Genomic DNA, 24,354 nt, shown 5'->3' with positions numbered 1-24,354 from the left:
TCTATATGCTGATTTTTGATATCAAACGATATGCTATCAACGACGGGCCGGGCATCCGCACAACCATCTTTATGAAAGGATGCCCGCTGTCGTGTATTTGGTGCCACAATCCGGAGGGAGTGTCCGGACAAAAAGAGAAACTTTATACGAAAAAGAAATGTATCGGTTGTTCGGCTTGCGTGGAAGCTTGTCCGCAGAAGGCATTAACCCTGACTGCCGACGGGATTGTAACGGATAAAAACCGCTGCATCGTCTGTGGCAATTGCGCGGAAGTGTGTCCGGCTCTGGCTATAGAGATTTCCGGTACGGAATACTCGACGGACAGGTTGATGAAGGAAATAGAAAAGGAAACGCTCTTTATGGACCGTTCGGAAGGCGGCGTTACTTTTTGTGGCGGAGAACCGTTGTTGCATCCAGACGAGCTACTCGAACTATTGCGCCGTTGCGGTGAGTTGGGTATTCACCGGGCGGTAGACACCACGCTATTCGCCCGTCCCGAAACAGTCCGGAAAGTGATGGAGAATTGCGAGCTGCTTTTAGTCGATTTGAAGCAAATGGATACGAAAAAGCACCGGCTTTTCTGTGGTGTCCCTAACGAACAGATACTTTCCAACCTGCGGATGATAGCCGAAGCCGGACATGATTTTCATATTCGTATTCCATTGATAGAAGGGGTAAATGCGGATGTAGAAAACATGACTCAATCCGCTGCTTTTCTGGCATCATTGCCTTGGAAACGCAGGTGTGTGAACCTGTTGCCTTATCACGATATAGGGAAAGGGAAACATGAGAAACGGGGAAGTGTTTACAATCCGAACCGCTACCCCTTGTCCGCTCCTTCGGAAGAAACGGTGGAACGCTGCCGGAGTATCTTTGCCGGGTATGGGATTGAGACGATTATCGGAGGGTAAAAAAACACGGTCACATTCCTCCCGTAAACCAATCTTTAAATTCCGGAACACGTGCTTTACTTACTAATATTTTTTCTGCCACAGAGACTTTTAAATTTAGAGAAAGCCGGCCATTGAACCATAAATCAATATCAGCTATAGCTTTCCTTGCAATCAGATACTGGCGGTTTACACGAAAAAATTGGACTGGATTCAAGCATTCGGACAATTCATCCAGTGTCTGTGGAAAAAGATATTCTTTTCCATCCGTCAATACAGCCTTAACAACACCCTCGTCAATATGAAAATACAAAATCATATCGGCTGAAACTGGCAGTAACTTATCTCCTTTGGCAGGTATGAGAAAATGTGTTTTATAGTTTTCTTCTTTCCGAAGCGCACGTATCAAAGTAATATAATCCGGTTCATTATATAGTGGACTGGTATATAAACGCTTCAATTTATCAAGTGCGTTACGAAGGTCTTCTGCACCAATAGGTTTCAATAAATAATCAATACTATTCACTTTGAATGCTCTCAAGGCATATTCATCATAGGCTGTAGTGAATATAACAGGACAATTCACCTTTACATGTTCAAATATTTCAAAAGCAGAACCATCTGCCAGATGAATATCCAAAAAAACCAAATCAGGAACCGGATACTTACAAAACCAATTGATAGTCTCCACTATACTATCTAAAACTGCCACTATTTCAATCTCAATAGTTTCCTCCAACAATAAAGCGCGAAGATTGCGAACAGCAGCTTTTTCATCTTCTATAATGATTGCTTTCATATCAAAGGGATTATTACTATAAACATTTCATTTTCTTCTTTCACCTCAATTTCTTTCTTAAACAGGAGACGATAACGTTTAGCTAAATTAGACAACCCAATACGAGTCCCTGCACTGGATGTCAATTTGGGCTGTATTGGATTAAATACTTTCAATTTATCATCAACAGTTTGAATATAAATGACCAGCGGACGACGAGAACTAATTTCATTATGTTTGACTGCATTTTCAATAAGCAACTGCACTGACATAGGCGGAAGACGATGAGCGGACATTTTTTCGTCTACCTTAATATCAAAAGAGAGATTTTCTTCATAACGCATCTTTAAAAGAAAGATATAGGCACGAACAAAATCCATTTCTTCCCGAAGTGTAACACTCTGGTTCTCGTTCTCCTGCAGAGTATAGCGCAACACACGTGATAGTTCCTGCAAGTAATCTTGGGCTTTATCCGGTACTTCGCGTATCAATGAACGCAACGTATTCAACGAATTAAAAAGCATATGCGGATTAAGCTGGTTTTTAAGGGCTTCGTATTGATTAACGAGATTCTCGGTCCGAAGTTGTTGGTTCTCCAATGAGACCAGCTGACTCTTATGTACCAAATAACTTATATAGCAAGTACCTGTAACAATAGAGGTTATAATAAAGTCACGTAAAGGGTGCAAATAATGATGCACCATTGCATCAATGGCCGGAATATCAAAGTGATGATGTAAAAAAACAAAACCTTTTCCCAACAAGTTGCTAACCACCCAAGTTACTACAAATGACAATACGATTGTTTTCCAGCCAATAACAACTGAAGCACGGTTAAAGTGAAAAACAACCGTGTTCAGGCTAAATAGTAATAAGAGCGAAATGAACGTAAAAAATATTTCATTGGTCACATCCATCCAACGCATCCCGGGAAAAAGATTATTTTGCCCGGAATGGTCGAACAAAGATATTAGTTCCGGGAAGTGCGTCAGAAAAGCGACCATCACTGATACAACACTCAACACTACCACATATTTATCTATTCTATTCATTTTCATCAGATACAAAGATAATTATTTTTCCACACGAGCCGTCACATACATACCTGGACGAAAATAAGGATTGGTTTCTTTCACACGAGCATAGACCACAAGCGATCGATTTATCTGGTCCACCTCCTGCCCGACTGAAATTAGAGTTGCATCAAATGTCTGCTTGCCCATGCCGTTCACACGAAACTGCACACGTTTACCTGGTACCAAGTCTTGTAAATCCTTTTCGTAAGCCGTCAGACATAACAATGTTTCCACCTTATCTATGATGTCACAAATCGGCTCACCTGAATTGACATATTTTCCAAGATTTACGGTTATACCTGCAACATAACCATTCAACGGAGATTTCACATCCAAATAAGGACGAATACCGGTAGTAAGCAATTCCTCAGGAATAATTCCCAAGATAGTTAGTTGGGTGGCAGCAGATTCGAGACGGCTTTTCATTGAAAGATAATCAGCCTTACTTTGTTGAAAGCGCTTTTTTGATGCAGCTTCTTCCGCACTTAAACGTAACTGGCGTTCATATTCAGCTTTCAGATATTCAACTTGTGCATGAGCCTCCAGATAGTTTTGTTGGAGAATGATAAAGTCTGGATTTTCAAGTGTGACCAGAATCTCTCCTTTTTTTACATAATTGCCGGAAAGCAATGTGGTTTTATGGATAATTCCTCCCATAGTGAGAGTTACGGTGGCATGGTATTGAGGAGGAATCATAAGTGTTCCATTAAACGACGAATGGTTTGGCATAGCTGTAGCTGAGGTAACAGCATCGACCTCCGGAATAGTATCTTGGGAAGTCGTTTCAACAACTAATTCTGTTGGAGTAGAATTTTTCCCTTCGGAGAATTGTTCTGTTCCGGACTGGTTGCAGGCAGTCAACAGGAAAACAATGGGTATTATCACTTTTTTCATCTTCTATAACTGTTAAATTCTTTTTTAATCCTTTGTTTTTTACTTTCAAATCATTTCAAAATCTCTTTTGGAACTTTTCACTGGGTATACATTTCCAATTCCAAAGCTGCTATATTATAATTATAAACGGTTTCTATATAACTACGACGTATCCCGAGAACGACATTCAAACTTTGCACAAATTGCGTGATATCGGTTTCACTCTCACGAAATTGAATTAACGCACTTTCCTTTAAGGCTTCTGCTTCCTGTAAAGCACTTGTTATATAATATTGGATACTTTCAGAATGCTTACGAAGCGTGACTTGTAATTCTTCCACTTTATTATCAGTTTCTCGTATAGTAGCATCTGCATTCATACGGGTAATATAAGCATCTAATTTTGCTTGTTTTACCCGACTTTTTTGTGGAAAGAAAAGAATTGGAAATGAGACACCTACCATCCAAGAATTTAGTCCGTTGGCAGGAGCTATTTTTTGCCGGACATATCCTAGAGAAAGTTCCGGAAAAAAACGGCTACGTTCCACAAGGAGCATTACTTTCTTTTCATCAGCCTGACTCTGAAAATAATTATGCCAAATTTCCGAAGAGGAACGAATATTTGTATCTATAGGAAAAAGTCTAAGACTTGTATCGGCTGGAATAATAGGATAATCTGCATAACATGCCCAAACAAAACGGCGGGTAGCCAACGTATATTCTTCCTCTGCTTGTATTAATTGAGTATGTAGTTCTGTGGCAAGCGTTATTGTCATATTGCGTTCTAACAAAGTGATATCACCCTGCTCATAACGAAGTTCACCGGCTTTCCGAAGGCGTTCTGCCAAATCATTTTGTTCACAATAAAGCGCTCGCAAATGAAATGCATACTGGTAATAAGCCCAAGCGCGCTTTACCTCAGCGATAATTTCTTTTTTCACCATTTCTTGATAATATTGTCCGGTTTTCACCTGACGAGAAATAAGTGCATTCTTATAAAAAGGGGTAAGAAGAGAACCGAAAGATTGAGTCAATTCCATCTGGTTATCATTTCGTGCCTCTCCATTAATCTGTCCCCAAGAATAATTAAATGAAGTTGAAGATAATTCAAAAGCCTCTCCTCTCAATGCACGTGAACGTTCTACAGACGCAATTGCCATTTTCAAGCGAGGATGATTTTGCAAAGCCATTTCTATAGCATCATCCAATGTTACTACATTTTTCTGCCCTCTTACTTCTTCCTGTGTAAAACCAATAAATGGAACCATTATCATAATCCCAATCCACAGGATAGGCCGTCCATAGGAGATAAAGTGTTTCCGTTTCCACCAAACTGGTATAAGATGTACCAGTCGATAAAATACAGGAATAACAATCAATGTTAAGATAGTAGAGACTAATAAACCTCCTATCACCACTGTTGCCAGCGGACGTTGTACCTCTGCTCCTGCAGATTTGGCAATTGCCATCGGCACAAATCCTAATGATGCCACTAAGCCTGTCAAAAATACCGGACGTAACAAGTGCGGACAGCCACAAGCTATAATTTTATTTGTAGTCATCGCATATTTCGTTTGTTTACGTAAATCATTAAAGTGGTTAATCATCAAAATACCATTCAACACAGCAACGCCGAAAAGAGCAATAAACCCTACACCTGCAGAAATACTGAATGGAAGTCCACGCAACCAAAGTGCTATAATCCCACCAATCAATGATAATGGGACCGTAGAAAATACCACAAGCGTATACGTCACACTCTTGAATGCAAAGAATAGTAATAACAAAATTAATAAAAGAGCTACCGGAATAACAATAAGCAGAGTTTTGATGGCATTCTGCAAATTTTCAAACTGACCTCCGTACTCAAAATAATAACCTGGCTGAAGTTTAATGTTTTTTTCCAAAGTTTCTCGAATATCGTTTACAACCTTTTGAATATCAGCATTACGAACATTGACTCCAATCACAATACGACGTTTTGTCGCATCACGATTAATTTGTAAAGGCCCATTTACTAATTCGATTGTTGCAACTTCGCTAACCGGAATACGAATATCTTCACCTGTACGAACAAAGAGTTTGTCTAAATTCAAATCTACAACTTTTTCATTATCAAGACGAAGTACTAGGTCAAAACGACGCTCATTCTCAAAGATTACACCCGCAGTTTCACCAGCATAAGCAGTTCGGATAATAGTATTCAGTTCTTCAATGTTCATTCCATAACGGGCTATTTTGACGCGATCATACTTAACAACAAGTTGAGGTAATCCCATTGTTTGTTCAACAATGACATCAGAAGCACCATCTATTTTTTCCACGAATTTAGCAGTTTCTTTCGCTTTGGTATAAAGTTCATGTGTATCTTCACCATAAAGTTTTATAGCAATATCTGCTTTTGCACCAGTCATCAACTCGTTAAAACGTAATTGAATAGGTTGGCTGAAATTAAATTCCGCGCCAGTGATAGGTTCTAATGCAGCTTTCATTTTTTCAACCATTTCAGCACGATTACCAGCAGAAGTCCATTCCTTAAATGGTTTCATTATAATCATTATATCCGCATCTTCAACGGCCATAGGGTCGGTTGGAACTTCTGCCGTACCAATCTTGGCTACCACATGTTTAATTTCAGGAAATTTGTCCATCAGTATTTTTTCTGCCTGACACGATAATTCAATACTTTGTGTTAATGAACTTCCAGCAGGTAATGTCATTTGCATAGCAAAATCCCCTTCATCAAGTGTCGGAATAAACTCCGCTCCCAAACGCGTAAAAAGGATAAGTGAAGCAGCCAACATGGCAAAAGCTACAGTTATTGTTCCCCAAATACGATGTAAACAAAACAAAAGGCTTCGATGATAAATCACATTCATTTTATGAAAAAAATGATCTGCAAAGGTCTTCTTTTCCAAAATATTCCGTTTTAAAAATAAAGAAGCCATCATTGGTACATAAGTAAGTGACAATATCAAAGCACCAATGATACAAAATACAAGTGTTTTTGCCATCGGAGTAAAATATTTTCCTTCAATACCTGTCAATGTTAATATAGGAAAAAATACAATTAGAATAATCAAAACCGCAAATGTAGCACTTCGCACAACATTTCTAGCCCCTTGCTCTACTTCCGAATTCATTTCTTCTTGCGTCAGTGTACGGCCAACCAAACGCTTTGAATAAAGATGTGCTAAAACTCCTTCTACTATCACAATAGAACCATCTACTACGATACCGAAATCAATGGCACCTAAACTCATTAAATTTGCTGACACACCAAAAAATCTCATTAGGATGAAAGCAAATAACATTGCCAGTGGTATTACAGAAGCAACAATTAGACCTGCTCGTACATTTCCTAAAAATATCATCAAAACCAAAAATACAATAAGTGCACCCTCTATCAAGTTACGGACAACTGTCGCTATGTTCCGATTTACTAATTCAGAACGATTCAAATAAGGTTCTACACTGACACCTTCTGGGAGTATCTTTTGCACTTTTTCTACACGTTTCTCCAATTCTTTAGTAACAACATTCGCATTCGCTCCTTTTAACATCATAGCAATTCCCCCTACACATTCCCCCGTACCATCATTGGTCATAGCACCGAAACGTTTAGGAGCACCAAAACGAACACTTCCCACATCACTGATATGAACAGGAACCCCTCCCCGATTAGTTATCACGATGTGTTCAATATCTTTTACCTGACTTATCATTCCTTCAGAACGAATATAATAAGCACGATTGATTTTTTCAATATAGCTGCCTCCTGTGTTCTGATTATTACGGTGAAGAGCCTCAAAAACATCTCCAATAGTAATATTCAATGAATAAAGTGCATCAGGGTCTACCGCTACCTCATATTGTTTCAAATAACCACCAAAACTATTAATTTCAACAATTCCGGGAATACCTGAGAGTTGACGCTTCACAATCCAGTCCTGAATAGTACGTAATTCCATCGCGTCATATTTTTTTTCATAGCCAGGTGCGACTTTTAATATATATTGATAAATTTCCCCCAATCCCGTAGTAATAGGCATCAATTCTGGTGTTCCCAATTCAGAAGGGATTTCACTAGAAACAGCTTGTATTTGTTCATTGATAAGTTGGCGAGCATCTAAAGTCGGAACACTTTCTTTAAAAACAACCGTTACAAGAGATAGACCGAAACGAGACACAGAACGTATCTCTTCTACATTCATGATATTACTCATCGCCATTTCGACAGGCATCGTAATCAATTGTTCCACTTCCTGAGGAGCTAATGTTGGTGATACAGTTACAATTTGCACTTGGTTATTGGTTATATCCGGTACTGCATCTATCGGAAGTGTCAACATGGCATAAATTCCTCCCATTAATAAAAATAGTACTGTAAGTCCTACAAACAACTTCTTTTGAATTGAAAAATAAACAATTGCTTTAAACATCTTACTATCATATTAGATTACTAATAAAGGCAAAGATACGATTGTACCTTTGCCTTTCATTATGTAAAAGCGTGAAGCTGCTAGATTAAGGAATGAACTCTCCTGAATGCTTCTTAAACTATTTATCGTTGCGGAATATCAATCGATGTATCCTGGCTGCCTAATAGGTTCCGAGAGAAATAATCCACCAGACGCCAGTAGAAATATTCGTCCATATCACCAAAGCCATGACGTTGCTGTGGCAGGATAAGCATATCGAAACGTTTGTTGGCTCGTATCAGGGCATCCACCACGCGCAGGGTATTTCCCGGATGTACGTTATTATCAATGTCACCGTGTACAAGCATCAAGTTCCCTTTCAGTTGTCTGGCAATCTCCGGATTGGTCCGGATGTTATAAACAAATGTCGTGTCGCCTTTGTCGGATACAACCTCTTTCACACCATGATGCGTTTCGCTCCACCAGCGGTTGTAGATACGGTTATCATGATTTCCTGCGCAGGAAACCGCTACTTTGAAGAAGTCCGGGTATTGCAGGATAGCGGCAGTCGACATAAAACCGCCTCCCGAATGTCCGTGGATGCCTACACGGTGAATGTCGATAAACTTATAACGGTCGGCCAACTGGATAATGGCTGTCTTCTGGTCTGCCAATCCGTAATCGCGCAGGTTTCCGTAGCCGAAATTATGATACCACTTCGAACGGCTCGGATGTCCGCCGCGATTGCCTACAGTAACCACGATAAATCCGGCTTGAGCCAAACGGTCGGTACGTACGCTCATCCGGGTAAAGGGATAAACGGTTGCTTCTACCTGCGGACCGGGATAAACATAGTCGATAATGGGATAAATTCGTGTCGAGTCAAAGTCGAACGGCTTGTACATCACGCCATACAAATCCGTTACGCCATCGGCAGCTTTTACTTTAAACGGTTCCGGAAACTTATAGCCGGCGGCCAGCAGTTGGGAGAAGTCGCTTTCTTCGAGCGACATTACCTTACGGCCTGTATTATCCAACAAATCCGTCTTCGGAATCGTATTCACGCGGGAATAGTTGCTGACGACAAACTGCGCATTATCATCCATGCGAATATCGTGGAAATAATCTCCGGCCGTCACCTGCTGCAATCCGCTTCCGTCCAAATTAGCCCGATAGAGATGTTCGTAATAGGGATTTTCGTCTTTCTCCTTCCCGTTTGCCAAGAAATAGACGACGCGCTTCGCATCATCCACCTTGACAATCTGGTCGACGTGCCATGGTCCGGATGTGATACGGTTTTTCAGGTTGCCTTCGCCATCATACAAGTATAGATGTGCCCAACCGTCACGTTCACTCCATTGGATAAGTTCCTTCCCTCCGTTGACTGTCGCCAGTGGACGCATTTCCTGATAGGTATTCATTCGCTCTTGGATAAGAGGACGGATTGAATCCTCCCCTATTGTATAGGAGCAAATGTCGATACGATATAAATCGCGGCTGGAACGGGTGACAAAGAAACGGTTGTTGTCTCCCAACCAGGCATAACCGCGCTCCTTCATATCCCTTTCTTTTTGCAGAGTAGGTTTATAAGCCAGGCGTAGTGTCTGGTTCTTAAAAGCGGATGTGCGGATTTCCTTATAGCTGTTATCGTTCATATCGAACAGGTAAAGATGCGTCTCCGGGGCTTCTTTTTCACCCGGCATCTGATATTTATAAGTCTCAAGGGTCGGACGAGGAGACGCCATGGAGTTGATGACCCAAAGGTCTTTTACTTCGCGCTCGTCGTCGATGGTTATGGCAAAATAACGAGAATCCGGCGACCAAACGATACCCCAGACACCTTTACGTTTGCCGTTACAAAGCGTATCGGTATTCAGAAGGCTGTATGGTTGTCCGAAACCAAAATCCTTCACTCCGAAAGTGGTCAGTTGAATATCGGTAACGGTGCTGTCTTTATCATCTTTCTTCAGTTTCTCGTAGTCTTCACGGGACATGCGGTACAGATTTAGGTCTTTGGCGTAAACGATCGTCTTACCATCGGGTGAGAAAGTTGCCCAGTTGGGATATTCGGTATCTTTCTTCTTCTCTTCCATCCAAGTCAGTTTACGGGTCGGATAATCATAGGAGAAATAGAAGACTTCTTTCTTATTCTTGTTTTCTTTTTTGTCTGTCGTATCCTTTTTGGCGTCCTGCGAAGAGGTTATCTGAAAAGTAAACGTGCGTCCGTCCTCTTGTGCTTCCAGCTTTTGAATCGGAAGATGCTGTGCCGTAAAGGGGTCTTTCACTATTTCAGTAATTTGTGCAGCTATCGCATCCATATCAAACAACGGACGTTTGGTCTTTGCCGCCGGGTTTACCACATACCAACAATTACCATTACTGGTTTTGTATGAATACCAGAAACAGTTTCCTTTTTGGAACCAATGCGGGTCGACTGTGGTCGAAAATAACATCGTATTCAGCTTCTCCTTGGTGAACCGCTGTGCCTGTGTATAACCGGCCAACCAATCAGACTGCACCTGCTGGCCATGTATGCCTGAAGACGCCAGCAATCCTGAACAGGCTAAAATGAGTAACAATTGTTTTTTCATATTTGACGTTTTAAATGAATATCATAATCAAATCGGACTATTTAAAGGACAGAAACGACGCTGAAAACGAAACTTATGCTGATTTCAACAACATAAGTTTACGCTCTCAGCGTCGTCAGTGTCTCTTAAGAGCAACTTCTATTTAAACCGGAAGAGCATTACCAATCAAGATAACAACCAACAGCGCAAGAATTGCATACAATTCAGGGAACACAGCCATCACCATTGTCGTACCAAACACATTGTGACCTGCACCCACACCAGCAATACCGTTTGCACACACTCCGGCCTGACGAATAGCTGAGAATAAACCGGCAAAACCCAGTACCAAACCTGAACCGAGTATGGCGGCAGCATTCAACATCGTAATACTTTCAACTAAAAATTTCTGCATCATAAAATATCCGACAAAGCCGTACAGACCTTGTGAAGAAGGCAATGCACTCAAGGCTATATAAGTACCCATCGCATCCGGGTTTTTCTTCATTGCACCTACGACTGCGCTACCGCAGATTGTTACACCATAACTACTGCCGATGAAGGTTAAACCTGTCATGAATGCAATACCTAAATAAGCTAATAAAATTGGTTCCATAATGAAATTTGTTTTTTAATTTATTCTTTTGTTATTATTTAATTTACTTGTTTTCAAAAATGATTTCAAGCGTTCTTGAAACTATGCCTTTTTGAACGGTTTATATTCTTTACCGCCTCCTTCAAATTCGGCATTCTTATAATATTCCACAAAGATAAGACGCAACGGGTGAACCAGCGAACTAATCGTACAAAGTCCGATATTGATTGAATGCCCGATTAATAAAATCAGCAGCATACAAATCGCACGCAACACCACATTCATGCCTTCCGTCATATCGACAGCCAACGAGTTGAACACGCCACCCAAAATAGCCCCAGTCAAGCCGATAGCAAATAAACGGATATAGGATAATGTGTCTCCCAACAGTCCGGAAGCTACATTATAAGTATTCCATAAACCTGTACCGAAGTTTAGGAATATATTCTTTCCAGGAGAATTATAAAGGAACGCTACCAACAAACCGATTGCCGCTATTCCCATAAAAATGTTTTTAACCATATCAGACAGTTGTACATGTAGCATCGGTAAACCGAAAAAACAACAGAGAGCGATGATGATAAACACCCACGCAAGCGGGGCAATCCCGTATTTCGTTCCCTTCTGCGACATGGTTTTCAGGGCAGCAACCACTTTCCCGAATATAATTTGTACCAAACCGATGATTATAGAGAATGTCATCAGATTGTCACTATTCACAAAATAGTCTTTCACAGCAGAGAAAGCCGGAACTTTCGCCAGTTCGATACCGAAGAAAGAACCCGTACATGAACCTACAATCAATGCCGCCAATCCGAAAAACTGAAACAAAGTCAGATAGGGTTTGAAGTCCGGATTGACTTTTCGTTTCAAAATAGTACAAACTATCAATACCAACAAGCCGTATCCGCCATCCCCGAAACATAATCCGAAAAACAGCATAAAGAATGGAGCAAAGAAAGGAGTCGGGTCGAACTCTGAATAGTTCGGCAACGAAAACATTCTGGTAATTGGCTCATATAGCTTGGTAAACTTATTATTCTTCAGTTTGATTGGTACCTTTTCGTCATCCAGGATATCCAGTTGTTGGAAATAGTAACCATCCTTTTCGAGTGTCTCTTCCATAACCGGAGCATCTTCTGCCGGAACAAAACCTTCCAGAAGCATCAGTTTATCGCCGGCTTCACGGTCTGTCTGCACCAACGTATTCGACAGATTGAATTCGTTTTGGATATTCTTATCCAGTTCTATCAGTGTATTATATTGGGCGGCGGCAAACTCTTTCATCTGCTTGTCCAGAACCTTGAAGTTTTCCCGCAATTGCTCATAGGCAAGATGCAGTTTTGCCAGACCACGGTCAGGCATCTTCGGACGTTCGGCATCTATATTAATAGCAGTTCCTGTTTTTGTAACTGTTACGAAATAGGTAACCGATTGATAGTTATTCACCAGAAAGGCATTATATTCTTCTCCCCATTTAGGCTCATATTTGGAAGTCGGACAGCTGAAAAAAGTAACATCGTATCCCGCTCTTTTCAAGCGGTTGATGTTGGCATAACTGAACTCTCCCCATATTTCCATATAGGCGATATCCTTTTCCAGTGAGGCTTCGGTGGCCTGCAACTGTACTTTTTTATTCTGCATTTCCTCCAACTTGCCCAGCAGTTTCAAACCGGCTTCTTTTGTCAGTTCTCGTCCCGGAGCTAACGTGACGCTTTTGTCCTGTGCATTCAAGCTTTTGCAGAAACGAAGTGCCAAATTCACACGTTTGCGTTCAGCAAGCAAAGCCTGTAATTCCGCATTATCCAGAATAGAATTGGTTTCCTTTACATGGAGAACGCCCAAATTCCGAAGGGTTTCCAGAAATGTATCATATTCCCGGTAATATACCATAAAGGCATATTTATTCATCTTTACTATCATGCTCCAACCTCCTCTATTTCTTCTTTCGCTTTACGCTTTTCCTGATTTGCCCGCATGATTTTCTGTGACGATTTGGACAGACTTTCTTCGTCCTCCATAAATCGTTTCACTTTTCGAATCGCATCCCTATAGCCCGGTATCTGTACTTTCTCAAAAAGGTTCACCTTTTGAGTTGTCTTCTTCCGTGCATGCTCCAATAACTCCAGCTTCATACCTGAGAACTCGGCTTCGATACCGGTACGTGCTAACTTTTTCAGCAGCTCGATACCATCGGTAAACCAGGCCGGGGCGTTGAAAAGACTGTAATGTCCGATTTCAAACTGTATCTCATTCAATACAGGTACTACCACACCGGCTATCTTCTTTGTGGAGAGCAAAACATCCTTCACTGCAATCAGTTCTGGATTAAACTCATTCCACAAAGCAACCATATCCTCATAGCTCTGTATTTCTTCTTCCAGCTGAAGTTCCAATTTTGTTACTTCATCCTTGGTTCGCTTCACTTCAATACGCAAAGCACTTTCCTTGCTTTTAATGGTCGGCAGGGAACGCTCACGCATCTTCAGTTGCTTCTCCAGTTGCTGAAGAGAGGTCTTATTATATTGAAACTTTATTGCCATATTTTATCGTTTTATTTTCCTTTCGAATGGAACCTAAACTTCTTTCGAATGAAATTCAAATTCCTTTCGAATGAATTTTATTTTCATCCGAATGGATTATTCACGCCTCTTTTTGCTTATTCTTTCCAGTATTTATCAACCAAAGCCTGCTTGATATTCACTTCGGCCGGAGTGAAATATTCACCGAATAAGCCCCATGCCACATCGAGCATTTCGGTTGTGTCCAGGTTCACGTCGATTGCCAGTAGCTTTTCGGAATAATCTTTGGCAAAGGCAAGCGTACGATTGTCGTAGTCGGTTAAGTCGAAACCGTTTTCCATTTTTGTCTTTGCATTAGCTGCATCGGCATATAGACGCACGGCGGCATTCATTACCTGCGGATGGTCTTCACGCGTTTTCTTTCCGGTTACCAGCTGTTTCAAACGGGACAAGCTTCGGAATGGGTCTACAATAACCTTGCCTACATCACTATCCTTACGCAAATACAACTGCCCTTCGGTAATATAACCTGTATTATCAGGCACGGCATGCGTAATGTCGCCACCGGACAAAGTAGTTACGGCTATAATTGTAATGGAACCACCGGCAGGAAATTGTACTGCCTTTTCGTAAATCTTAGCTAAATCCGAATACAGGGAACCCGGCATAGAGTCCTTCGAAGGAATCTGGTCCATGCGGTTTGACACGATTGCCAAAGCATCTGCATAGTTTGTCATATCCGTAAGCAAAACCAATACCTTTTCATTTTTTTGTACTGCGAAATATTCGGCAGCACTTAATGCCATATCCGGGATAAGGATACGTTCTACGGACGGGTCCTCCGTCGTATTGATAAAGCTGACGATGCGGTCGAGTGCACCGGCATTACTAAATGTATTTTTAAAGAACAGATAATCGTCATTAGTCATCCCCATACCACCCAGAATAATCTTGTCGGATTGGGCGCGCAAGGCTACCATGGCCATTACTTGGTTGAACGGTTGGTCGGGATCCGCGAAAAACGGAATTTTCTGCCCTGTCACCAATGTATTGTTCAAGTCGATGCCGGCAATACCCGTAGCAATCAGCTCGGACGGCTGTTCACGGCGAACCGGGTTTACGGACGGACCACCAATTTCCACTTCTACCCCTTCAGGTATAGGACCACCGTCAATCGGTTCACCATACGCGTTAAAGAAACGGCCGGCCAACTGGTCTCCCACCTTCAACGAAGGAGCCTTCCCCATGAATACCACTTCGGCATTCGTACGGATACCTTCCGTTCCGGAGAATACCTGCAACGTTACTTCGTCGCCGATAATCTTTACCACCTGAGCCAGCTTTCCATCCACGGATGCCAACTCGTCATACCCAACACCTGTTGCTTTCAACGAACAGGTTGCCTTTGTAATCTGGGTAATCTTTGTATATATTTTTTGAAATGCTTTTGTTGCCATACGCTCTATTTATTTATCCTCGCGCTCTGCCAGCAGGGCGTCAAGTTCTAGGTTGAACTTCTTAAACTGTTCGCTCTCGTATTCCGAGTAGTTCATCTGTTTGAAAATATTAATCATCTTCTTAAAGTATTCCATTACTTCAAGGAAAGTATCGAATTTGAATTCCGTATGACAGATTTTCACTACTTTGTCCAACATAAATTCCTGACGAGCCAACGGCGTTACGGCATCGATTACATCAAACGCATCCTGTTGCAGGATAACGAAGTCAATCAATTCGGACTTCCAAAAAATCACATGGTATTCCACAGGTACACCGTCATCACCCAAAATGTTAATCTGTTCGGAAATTTCCTTACCGCGCAACATACGGGTTTTGATTTCATTCACCTTGTCAATCCAAGTAGGAGAAATATGTTTGGCTATATAATCCTGAAATTCGGGATATTCCAGATATTTAGAATAACTGTCAATCGGATTCACGGCCGGATAACGTTTACGGTCTGCACGTTCTTGCTCCAGAGCATAGAAACAACGGGCAACTTTCTTCGTATTTTCCGTTACAGGTTCTTTCAGGTTACCACCGGCAGGCGATACAGTTCCAATAAATGTAACGGAACCGGTCTTGTTATTATTCAGATGAACATAACCGGCACGGGCATAGAAATTAGCAACAATGGCAGACAAGTCCATCGGAAATGCGTCCGGTCCGGGAAGTTCCTCCAAACGATTGGACATTTCACGAAGCGCCTGTGCCCAACGGGAAGTAGAGTCGGCCATCAACAGTACTTTCAATCCCATACTACGGTAATACTCGGCTATTGTCATGGCTGTATATACGGATGCTTCACGAGCGGCCACAGGCATGTTTGAAGTATTGGCAATAATGATGGTACGTTCCATCAATTTACGTCCCGTATGCGGGTCTATCAATTCCGGGAACTCGGTGAAGATTTCCACAACCTCGTTAGCACGTTCACCACAGGCTGCGATAATCACGATATCTGCTTCCGCCTGTTTGGAAATAGCGTGCTGAAGTACAGTCTTTCCTGTACCGAAGGGACCGGGAATAAATCCTGTACCCCCTTCCACAATCGGATTCACCGTATCAATAGTGCGGACACCTGTTTCCAACAATTTGTAAGGACGTGGTTTCTCTTTATAACAAGTAATAGCTTTTTTCACCGGCCACCGCTGTATCATTGTGACTTCCACATCTTTACCGGCTTCATCTGTCAGAACGGCTATAACCTGATTGATGGTGTACTCCCCTTCCTCTACGAGGCTCTTAACTGTATATGCTCCTTTGAAAGTAAAAGGAACCATGATTTTATGAGGTTGAAAGTTTTCGTCAACTTCTCCCAACCAGTCACCGGCAGCAACTTGATCACCTACTTTTGCCAGCGGTTTAAAGTCCCACAACTTTTCGTTATTCAAGGGGAAAGTATATTCTCCGCGTTTCAGGAAAACACCTTCCATTTTATCCAGGTCGTTCTGCAAACCATCGTAATTGCGTGACAGCATACCCGGTCCGAGCGTAACTTCCAACATGTGCCCTTCAAACTCGGCTTCGTCGCCTACTCGCATACCGCGAGTGCTTTCAAAGACCTGTACAAAAGCATTCTTACCTATTACTTTAATTACTTCCGCCATCAGCTTTACGCCTCCCACGGAAATGTAACAGATTTCATTCTGGGAAACCGGTCCGTCAACCTCTACTGTAACCAGGTTGGAAACGATTCCTTTAACTATTCCTTTCGTAGCCATAATTATTGTTGTTATACTTGGTAACTAATAGCCAGTAGTTGGTAGTTGGTAGTCAGTAGTTGGTAGTTGGAACTAGATAGGTTCGGAAATAATCCGCTTGTCACCTACTGACTACTAACTACTTGCTACTAACTACTGATACTCCCTACTTTCTACTTGCTACTTTCATTTTATATTATTTCTTTTAAATTCCTCCAAGACATTATCACTGCCTTTCTTCATTGCTCTCACGATTTCACGGAATGTTTTTTCACCGGTCGTTTTATCCAATGTCACCCAACGTTCAATCATTTCCAACTTCAACAGATAAGCAAATACACTTTCAATATCGAAGGGGGTGAAGAATGTGTTATCTTCAAGCCATTGCCATTTTAGTAAATCCACTTTCTTTTCGCGTTCCATCAAATCCGTTTCTTCAGCAATACGTTGCAAGGCTGACAAATAATCTACTGTATCGCCCAATCCGAAATCACGTGCATTCGATGTGCGTAATGCTTCAGCTACTTCATTATCACCCACAATGTATTTGGATTTATCAAGACCGTATTTGCGGCATGTAATAGCCGTAAACAAATTGTTTATATTGAGATTGAACTCAAACCAATCGGCAATAAACTTATTACTATTCCTCATTGCAAAAGCATAATAAAGAGCTGCCAAACGGTCTTCCCACGAAATATCCTGCTTATCTTCCTTGCCCTCACTCTCCAGATACAACTCTAAGAATTCCTTGAAATAAGGCGGAATCTGCTTGTATTCCGAAAGTTTTTCGTCTTCCTTCAATGCCCTAAAGTAGTCAGTGAATTCGTCATACGTGATTCCCCCTCTCACATCCAAGTCGCAATCCGGATTTTTAACATAAGCAATCAGGTTCTTATTGTCAAATTTAAGAAAGAACAAGTCTATCAGTTTTTTATCAGCACTCGTCAGTATGCCATCCAATTCCTGTCTAAATTCGGTAATCGAATAGGTTAATTTACTGTCATCGAGAGCAATGTTGGGGAGTCCGGCTATTAAGCAATAATATTTACTCATACTCAAAACAATATTTCCACCAACTGAGGACGTAAGAAATCTTTAAAGAATGCGACGAATTCATCTTCGCCGAAACTTACTTTATAAGAACCGTCGGCCGGAACAATAGTGAAAGAAGCTTCTTTACCATTTACCTTCTCTATTTTCACGCCACCATCAAGCAAGGCTTTGGCATTGGCTTCAAAGTATTTGGCCAAGGCCTCTGCTTCCGGGGTTTGAATGGTAATCGCTTCTTTTTTCGCCCATTCTTTTGCCATTTCCAGAATAACTTTTTGCATAAATGCAACATCAGAAACGATAGCCTTTACATTGGAGGAAGTAATTTTCCCGGTGATAAGATTTACCACTTCACTTTTCAGTGCTTCTACAGACTGGGTAGCAAAAAGTTTCAACTCGGCTTCCGTATTTTTCTTTAATTCGGCAGCTTGTTTCTCGGCAGTAGCGACAATGTGCTTTGCTTCAGCTTCTGCATCTTTCAAAATAGTTTCTTTCTGAGCATTTGCATCAGCAATGATTCGCCCTGCTTCTTCGTTACCTTTCTCTACTCCTTCTTTGTAGATCTTGTCGGTCAGTTCCTGAATCTTAGTATCCATTTCTATCTGTTTTTTTAAATTGTTTTTCTAAAAGTATCAAACGCGTACAAAGTTAATTCTTTCCTCGAATTAACATAGACTTATTTATTAAATCAATGCAAAAAAAGAATTGTTCTAAATAATTTATACTTTTGTACAATTAAATAAAAAAGCAAAATGTTCTCAATCAGAAAAGCGACTATTGAAGATTGTCCGTTGATTAATAAGCTGGCATCAAAAATCTGGGAACCAACCTATGGCTCCATTCTTTCGCGCGAGCAACTGGATTACATGTTCGATATGATGTATGCTCCCGAAAATCTGTTAAAACAAATAAACGAGCTTCATCATCAATTTTTTATAATCTATGCAGATGGAGAACCCTCCGGTTATCTATCCATAGAAACAGTAGATAGGGATTTGTACGAGTTTCAGAAAATATATTCATTGCCTGCATTACACGGAACAGGTATCGGACGATACATTATTGAACAAGGAATCGAATATTTAAAAAGCATCCATCCGGAACCGTTCACAGTAGAACTGAATGTAAACCGGCAAAATCCGGCAGTAGGTTTCTACAAACACATGGGCTTCCACGAACATGCTACACGGGATTTCCATATTGGAGATGGTTACTACATGAATGATTACATCATGCGGATGGATGTAAAGAACAGTTAACATAGTATCCAAGCACAACGCAACGATTATTGAATCCAAATACAATTACTTTTAGACTCAATAATCGTTGTTTTTGAAAAAAGGAATTCTTATTATCTTTTATTTAGCACAATCAAATGATTTCTATCACATATGTACCCGACGGAAAACGGTAAAGGGTTGTTTCCCCCTTTATTTCAATAACCGGATAAGTTGTTTCATCAAAAGATAATTTATTAACGGTTATATCCTTGCCATTCGGCAAAGCGACACTGCCGGTAGTATTCGGTGGGAGCATTATTTTCCAAACGAATTTGTTGTCTTTATTCGTCCAATCACTTTCAGCCTTACCATAAGGTGTTTCAATCGAAGCTTTGGCCCAGGGCAGAAATGTAGCCATCGTAGGTTCAAAACGTATCACCTTGAACCCCGGCCCGGAAGCGTCCGGGCGTATACCGGCTATATCTTCATAAAACCAAGTATCATAACCTCCCTGCATAGGATGATTGAGCGAACTTCCTCCCAAACAAACCTTTTTACTTTTTTCATTTACCGGAAGTATTTCCCATAATGAAGTAGCATCCGCATCGGTCCACATATAAGCAAAACTATTTTCGCCCGTTTTAGTAAACATATCCCAAGCTGCTTTACCATTACCAAAACGCGACAAAGCCTGCCCGATACGTCCCAATCCAAAGATACCGACATGCATAAAATCATTATATTTTTCTTTCATATTCTTGACAATAGCATCAGATACAGCTCTTTCATCACCAGCAGGAACCAAACCAAAATCCAACGCCATCACATTTGCCGTCTGGCTTCCAAATGTTTTATTGTCCTTATCATAAAACTCATTAACAAAAGCCGATGCAATTTTATCTTTTAAATCATTATAAAACCCGGCATCATCATTATGACCCAATATAGCTGCAACTTTAGCTACAATTGAAGCATCAAGATAATGGAAAGCAGTCGAGCTTAAAGCAATAGGACAATCAATCTTTCCTTCCGGTGGACACCAATCGCCCAAGCCATACGGTACAATATGCTTGGTTGGTAGTGTATCGCTCAATGAAAGACTTTCTACATGATTTACCCATTGCTTCATTTCCTTATAATATTTTTGCAAAGGCTCTTCATTTCCAAAATACAAATAAGTGTACCAAGGCAATTGCACGACAGCTGTTCCCCAATCAGGAGAAGCCACTCCGCAAAGACGTCTTCCCGGAGAAATCATAAAAGGTATGCCAGATGGCTTATCTGCAAAATAAAATTGTGTATTATAAAGCATCTGATGAAGAGTATTTTCCAAGAAAACAGAAGAAGTTGAGCTGATATCAGCCATATATTTCATCCAGAAATTATTCAAATCAAAATTGTAATTCTCAAAAGGGGCTACGGTATGCGCATCACCCAACCAACCACATCTCTCTCTGTGAGGACAGTCTGTCGGTAAACCGTGCGTATTGCTAAGCATCGTTCTCACCGCCAGTTCATGCAACTTGTTTATTTGCGAATCGGCACATTCGAAATAACCTCTGCGAGTAACATCCGTATGAACAATAATTGTTTTTATCCAATCTAATTCAGGTTCCGTAGCTGCACCCGACAATTCCAAATAACGATAACCATGATAAGTGAAACGAGGAGTCCAAATCTCTTTTCCGGTTCCAGCACAAACATATTCATCTGTTTGTGCAACCCCGGTAGCAAATACTCCGGTTGTATTATATTCTATTGAGCCGTCCTCACGAACAATCTCTCCCATTCTCATTTTCAGACGCGTTCCCTTCGGTTGGTTGACCGTTATTTGCGGTACGCCGGCTATGTTCACGCCAAAATCATATATATATTTTCCGGAAGGATCCTTCCACATTTTCACGGCTTTAATATCCTCTTTTAGCCGGATAGGTTCCATTAGTTGAGGATATAAATGGGGCGGAATAATACCGCTTGCCTGTACCGCATTTTTCCAGCCGTCGAGTTGAGTTTCTGCTTCCGCCCAGCCTTTCACCTTTTTCGTAGCATCATACACTTCACCGGCATAGAGGTTAGCACTTTGTACCGGGCTAGGATACCATTGCCAAGATGTGTCGGAACCAATTGTTTGTTTGGAATCATCCTCATAAAAGATGTCCATTTGCAGTCTAAAAAGCGGATTTCCATATTTCATACCGCCTCCCCAAACTTTACCTTGCCCATACCATCCTTCACCTAGAATTACGCCCAAACAGTTTTCTCCTTTTTTCAATTCAGATGTCACATCAAAAGTTGAATACAATGCGTATTGGTCATAATTGGTCTGAGCCGGGTCAAGGAGTCGTGTTTTATCAACAAGTTTACCGTTCAGATAAAGATCGCCGCATCCTAAACCACAAAAATAAACCACAGCTCTTTGCACTTTTTTCCTTTCTTCCTTTGTTGTGAAAACTTTACGAAAATAAGGCATCGGACTCTCTTTCTGCGTCCAAGTAGAAGTAATCCACTGTGATTTCCAATCGGAAGTATTTAAAGCGATGGAAAAAGAAGCAGGTTTACTCCATGCTGTCATTTTGCCATCTTTGTCCCAAATACGTACATGCCACCAATAAAGCATCCCATTTTTTAATTTAGCTCCTTCAGGACGTATATTTAGCTGTTGCTCCGATTCTATCTTCCCCGAATTCCAAATAGAAACTCCTTTTTCCAGTTCCTTTCGTGAAGAGGCTATTTCTATTTCCCATGCAGATTGAACAACATTATTTTCATCTGCCTGAATTTTCCAACTAAAAACAGCTTCGTCCACTCCTTCCGGATTAACGATTCCGCGACAACGTAAGTCCGTTGTACTTACTTTATCCTGCTTATCAGCCTCAACGCAACTTACAAATAAACAGACGGATACTAATAGAACTAAAAAATAAACACTTTTGGTTTTCATATAATTTTATTTGTTAACAATAATATCAAAGCCTGTTGTCCTCAAGCATCAAACAGCCACTGGAACAACAGACTTCCAATATAAAAATCTAAAATATTATAACAAGTCCGAAGCTAATTCCGACAACTGACTACGTTCACCTTTTATCAGATTAATATGAGCAAACAAATCCTGCCCCTTCATCTTATCTACCATATAAGCCAGACCATTACTTTGGGCATCCAGATACGGAGAGTCAATCTGCTGGATATCCCCGGTAAATACCATCTTCGTTCCTTCGCCGGCACGGGTTATGATTGTCTTAATTTCGTGAGGTGTCAGGTTCTGTGCCTCATCGATGATACAAAATGTTTCAGAAAGACTACGACCACGGATAAAGGCTAATGCCTCAATCACTAACTGTCCGTTCTTTTGCAAATCATCAATCTTACGGGCATCGGCACTCCCCGGAGCAAACTGCCCCTTTATTACATTCAGATTATCAAATAACGGTTGCATATACGGAGCCACTTTTTGTTTCTCGTCTCCCGGAAGAAATCCTAAATCTTTATTTGCCAACGCCACAATCGGACGGGCCAAAAGGATTTGTTTATAGACATTTACCTGTTTCAAGGCCGAAGCCAAAGCCAACAAAGTCTTTCCTGTTCCGGCTTTACCTGTCAGACCTATCAATTTCACATCCGGATCATTCAATACTTCAAAAGCAAAACTTTGTTCCGCATTACGAGGCGTGATACCATAGTTCGTTCCTTTTTCTACCTTCTTAAACTTATTTGTAAACGGATTGTAACGAGCTAATACAGAATTACGTACGCTTTTTAATATAAAGCATTCATTCGGATCAAGTTTGGATTTGATATCAAACAAATCCGCATCAACTCCTTCGACCGATGAATACATTTTATCAATTAAATCAGGATCTATATTATCATAAGTATCCTGTGCACGTTCAAAAATATCGACATTGATAACTTTATCAGTAATGTAATCTTCCACCTCGATACCCAATGAACGGGCTTTCATGCGCAAATTTACATCCTTTGTTACCAGGATAGTCTTCACTTTTTTATCTTTTTCTGATTCGGCTACAGAAAGGGTACACGACAATATTCGATGATCTGCCGTTTTTTCGGGAAACGATTGGTAAATTTTATCCTGATATTTATCGCCGGTCACAACATGCAGGGTTCCCTTCCCCGGCCCCAGCGAGGCACCTTTTAAAAAGAGATCGTTGCTGGTCAACGTATCCAGCTCGCGTACAAATTCGCGGGCATTGTAGTTAATCTGATCACTACCCTTCTTAAATTTATCCAACTCTTCCAACACGACAATAGGAAGGTAAATATCATTCTCCTGAAAGTTCTCAATACATTTGTAATCGTGAAGGATAACATTGGTATCCAGCACAAAATTCTTCTTTGCTCCCATGATCTTTCGATTTAATGATTATTGCTACTAAGTTAGAAAGATTTCCGATACATTCTTCAAATGAGTGGCAAAATTTAAAGATAAAATCAAAAGATTATTGATTCACAAACACTTACATTTTCAACTTCATGGATATGAATTATAATGTTTCCAAGTAAATTCGCGTTTTCGATTACGTCTTTTATCACGCTCGCTTTTCCAGAAAATATATCGCAATGTATTTTCGAGAGAAAATTCTTTTTTTACGGAAATTCCGACAGAACCTCTCCGCTGTCCGTCTTTTACTTCTTCCAAAAATAGATTCTGAGTCCCTCCCTGCACATAAAAAGTTGTTTTACCCAACCGTATCCGATCTTTTACGACCAACGAATTCATTGGTTTATAGACAACTCCCCGAATATGATGTCCTGTGGTATCCATCGGGTATAAAACAAAAATAGCCGGAGGCAATGAATCTATCAGTAACGCTTTTTTAGTTGTATCTGCTTTCAGATAGTCAGAAAAATCTCTCAAAATAGGCAATTCGGGAGAAGATAAGTCCAATGGCTGTCCTTCCATGTGAATCAATGTTCCTTCCCGAATAGCTTTCAACGTTTCCTCATTCAGTAAAATTGTATCTTTCTGCATCGAAAGAGTTTCTTCACCGATATTCCCGTTACTTTTGTTTTGAGCAAATATTCCCAAATTTAGAAACACAGACAAAAACAATAATATATAATACAACCTCATCATCTATATTCAACATCCTCTTTATTTAAGAGACTAAAAATATAGAAAAACCCCT

17 protein-coding genes and 1 pseudogene are annotated in these 24,354 nt (G+C 40.8%); 2 read left to right on the top strand and 16 right to left on the bottom strand.

Annotation, left to right across the window (positions count from 1 at the left end; translation table 11 throughout):
• Window positions 1-5: 5 nt before the first annotated feature.
• Window positions 6-911: a glycyl-radical enzyme activating protein gene (locus tag DW103_RS01115; RefSeq protein WP_122273819.1), complete on the top strand. Its 906-nt coding sequence runs from the start codon at window positions 6-8 to the stop codon at window positions 909-911.
• Between the two features lie 10 nt (window positions 912-921).
• On the opposite strand, the gene DW103_RS01110 is transcribed toward DW103_RS01115, so the two are convergent.
• The 13 genes and pseudogenes from DW103_RS01110 to DW103_RS01055 form a co-directional block, all read right to left on the bottom strand.
• Window positions 922-1,689: a LytTR family DNA-binding domain-containing protein gene (locus DW103_RS01110; RefSeq protein ID WP_122273818.1), complete on the bottom strand. Its 768-nt coding sequence runs from the start codon at window positions 1,687-1,689 to the stop codon at window positions 922-924.
• Window positions 1,686-2,726 (bottom strand): sensor histidine kinase, encoded by a 1,041-nt coding sequence (locus DW103_RS01105; protein ID WP_122273817.1) that lies wholly within the window; start codon window positions 2,724-2,726, stop codon window positions 1,686-1,688. Before DW103_RS01105 ends, DW103_RS01110 begins: the two co-directional genes overlap by 4 nt.
• A gap of 15 nt (window positions 2,727-2,741) precedes the next feature.
• Complete coding sequence (locus DW103_RS01100; RefSeq protein ID WP_122273816.1) at window positions 2,742-3,638, bottom strand: efflux RND transporter periplasmic adaptor subunit; 897 nt, start codon at window positions 3,636-3,638, stop codon at window positions 2,742-2,744.
• A gap of 77 nt (window positions 3,639-3,715) precedes the next feature.
• Window positions 3,716-4,885, bottom strand: coding sequence for a TolC family protein (locus DW103_RS18610; protein ID WP_370453447.1), 1,170 nt, complete (start codon window positions 4,883-4,885; stop codon window positions 3,716-3,718).
• Between the two features lie 77 nt (window positions 4,886-4,962).
• Window positions 4,963-8,059 (bottom strand): annotated as a pseudogene (locus tag DW103_RS01095) (efflux RND transporter permease subunit); the annotation flags it as partial.
• Window positions 8,060-8,181: 122 nt separating this feature from the next.
• Complete coding sequence (locus DW103_RS01090; protein ID WP_122273814.1) at window positions 8,182-10,629, bottom strand: DPP IV N-terminal domain-containing protein; 2,448 nt, start codon at window positions 10,627-10,629, stop codon at window positions 8,182-8,184.
• 142 nt (window positions 10,630-10,771) lie between these two features.
• A complete protein-coding gene (locus tag DW103_RS01085) occupies window positions 10,772-11,224 on the bottom strand; it encodes an ATPase (RefSeq protein ID WP_122273813.1) in 453 nt (150 codons plus the stop codon).
• Between the two features lie 81 nt (window positions 11,225-11,305).
• Entirely contained in the window at window positions 11,306-13,126 is a 1,821-nt protein-coding gene (locus DW103_RS01080) for a V-type ATP synthase subunit I (RefSeq protein ID WP_122273812.1), read from the bottom strand.
• Window positions 13,123-13,746: a V-type ATP synthase subunit D gene (locus tag DW103_RS01075; RefSeq protein WP_122273811.1), complete on the bottom strand. Its 624-nt coding sequence runs from the start codon at window positions 13,744-13,746 to the stop codon at window positions 13,123-13,125. Before DW103_RS01075 ends, DW103_RS01080 begins: the two co-directional genes overlap by 4 nt.
• A gap of 116 nt (window positions 13,747-13,862) precedes the next feature.
• Window positions 13,863-15,182, bottom strand: coding sequence for a V-type ATP synthase subunit B (locus tag DW103_RS01070; protein WP_122273810.1), 1,320 nt, complete (start codon window positions 15,180-15,182; stop codon window positions 13,863-13,865).
• A gap of 9 nt (window positions 15,183-15,191) precedes the next feature.
• On the bottom strand, window positions 15,192-16,949 hold the full coding sequence (locus tag DW103_RS01065) for a V-type ATP synthase subunit A (RefSeq protein WP_122273809.1): 1,758 nt from the start codon (window positions 16,947-16,949) through the stop codon (window positions 15,192-15,194).
• A gap of 165 nt (window positions 16,950-17,114) precedes the next feature.
• Window positions 17,115-17,984: a DUF2764 domain-containing protein gene (locus tag DW103_RS01060; RefSeq protein WP_122273808.1), complete on the bottom strand. Its 870-nt coding sequence runs from the start codon at window positions 17,982-17,984 to the stop codon at window positions 17,115-17,117.
• A 2-nt stretch (window positions 17,985-17,986) separates the two neighbouring features.
• Complete coding sequence (locus DW103_RS01055) at window positions 17,987-18,577, bottom strand: hypothetical protein (RefSeq protein WP_122273807.1); 591 nt, start codon at window positions 18,575-18,577, stop codon at window positions 17,987-17,989.
• Between the two features lie 156 nt (window positions 18,578-18,733).
• Between DW103_RS01055 and DW103_RS01050 the strand changes: the two genes are divergently transcribed.
• A complete protein-coding gene (locus DW103_RS01050) occupies window positions 18,734-19,240 on the top strand; it encodes a GNAT family N-acetyltransferase (RefSeq protein ID WP_122273806.1) in 507 nt (168 codons plus the stop codon).
• Between the two features lie 112 nt (window positions 19,241-19,352).
• Here the strand turns inward: DW103_RS01050 and DW103_RS01045 are convergent, their stop codons facing one another.
• The 3 genes from DW103_RS01045 to DW103_RS01035 form a co-directional block, all read right to left on the bottom strand.
• Window positions 19,353-22,142, bottom strand: coding sequence for an alpha-L-rhamnosidase (locus tag DW103_RS01045; RefSeq protein WP_122273805.1), 2,790 nt, complete (start codon window positions 22,140-22,142; stop codon window positions 19,353-19,355).
• Between the two features lie 96 nt (window positions 22,143-22,238).
• Window positions 22,239-23,570, bottom strand: a complete 1,332-nt coding sequence (locus DW103_RS01040) for a PhoH family protein (protein WP_122273804.1) — start codon at window positions 23,568-23,570, stop codon at window positions 22,239-22,241.
• 126 nt (window positions 23,571-23,696) lie between these two features.
• Complete coding sequence (locus DW103_RS01035; protein ID WP_233545577.1) at window positions 23,697-24,254, bottom strand: hypothetical protein; 558 nt, start codon at window positions 24,252-24,254, stop codon at window positions 23,697-23,699.
• Between the last annotated feature and the right edge of the window lie 100 nt (window positions 24,255-24,354).

The organism is Parabacteroides sp. AM08-6, from assembly GCF_003473295.1.
In the GTDB taxonomy this organism is placed as follows: domain Bacteria; phylum Bacteroidota; class Bacteroidia; order Bacteroidales; family Tannerellaceae; genus Parabacteroides.
This window is presented reverse-complemented; position numbering and strand designations above follow the sequence as displayed.

Coding starts and splice junctions, on each gene's coding strand:
- DW103_RS01115 (WP_122273819.1), top strand. CDS start 6: ATGCTGATTTTTGATATCAAACGATATGCTATCAACGACGGGCCGGGC.
- DW103_RS01040 (WP_122273804.1), bottom strand. CDS start 23,570: ATGGGAGCAAAGAAGAATTTTGTGCTGGATACCAATGTTATCCTTCAC.
- DW103_RS01110 (WP_122273818.1), bottom strand. CDS start 1,689: ATGAAAGCAATCATTATAGAAGATGAAAAAGCTGCTGTTCGCAATCTT.
- DW103_RS01065 (WP_122273809.1), bottom strand. CDS start 16,949: ATGGCTACGAAAGGAATAGTTAAAGGAATCGTTTCCAACCTGGTTACA.
- DW103_RS01100 (WP_122273816.1), bottom strand. CDS start 3,638: ATGAAAAAAGTGATAATACCCATTGTTTTCCTGTTGACTGCCTGCAAC.
- DW103_RS01060 (WP_122273808.1), bottom strand. CDS start 17,984: ATGAGTAAATATTATTGCTTAATAGCCGGACTCCCCAACATTGCTCTC.
- DW103_RS01090 (WP_122273814.1), bottom strand. CDS start 10,629: ATGAAAAAACAATTGTTACTCATTTTAGCCTGTTCAGGATTGCTGGCG.
- DW103_RS01055 (WP_122273807.1), bottom strand. CDS start 18,577: ATGGATACTAAGATTCAGGAACTGACCGACAAGATCTACAAAGAAGGA.
- DW103_RS18610 (WP_370453447.1), bottom strand. CDS start 4,885: ATGGTTCCATTTATTGGTTTTACACAGGAAGAAGTAAGAGGGCAGAAA.
- DW103_RS01045 (WP_122273805.1), bottom strand. CDS start 22,142: ATGAAAACCAAAAGTGTTTATTTTTTAGTTCTATTAGTATCCGTCTGT.
- DW103_RS01075 (WP_122273811.1), bottom strand. CDS start 13,746: ATGGCAATAAAGTTTCAATATAATAAGACCTCTCTTCAGCAACTGGAG.
- DW103_RS01085 (WP_122273813.1), bottom strand. CDS start 11,224: ATGGAACCAATTTTATTAGCTTATTTAGGTATTGCATTCATGACAGGT.
- DW103_RS01105 (WP_122273817.1), bottom strand. CDS start 2,726: ATGAAAATGAATAGAATAGATAAATATGTGGTAGTGTTGAGTGTTGTA.
- DW103_RS01080 (WP_122273812.1), bottom strand. CDS start 13,126: ATGATAGTAAAGATGAATAAATATGCCTTTATGGTATATTACCGGGAA.
- DW103_RS01050 (WP_122273806.1), top strand. CDS start 18,734: ATGTTCTCAATCAGAAAAGCGACTATTGAAGATTGTCCGTTGATTAAT.
- DW103_RS01070 (WP_122273810.1), bottom strand. CDS start 15,182: ATGGCAACAAAAGCATTTCAAAAAATATATACAAAGATTACCCAGATT.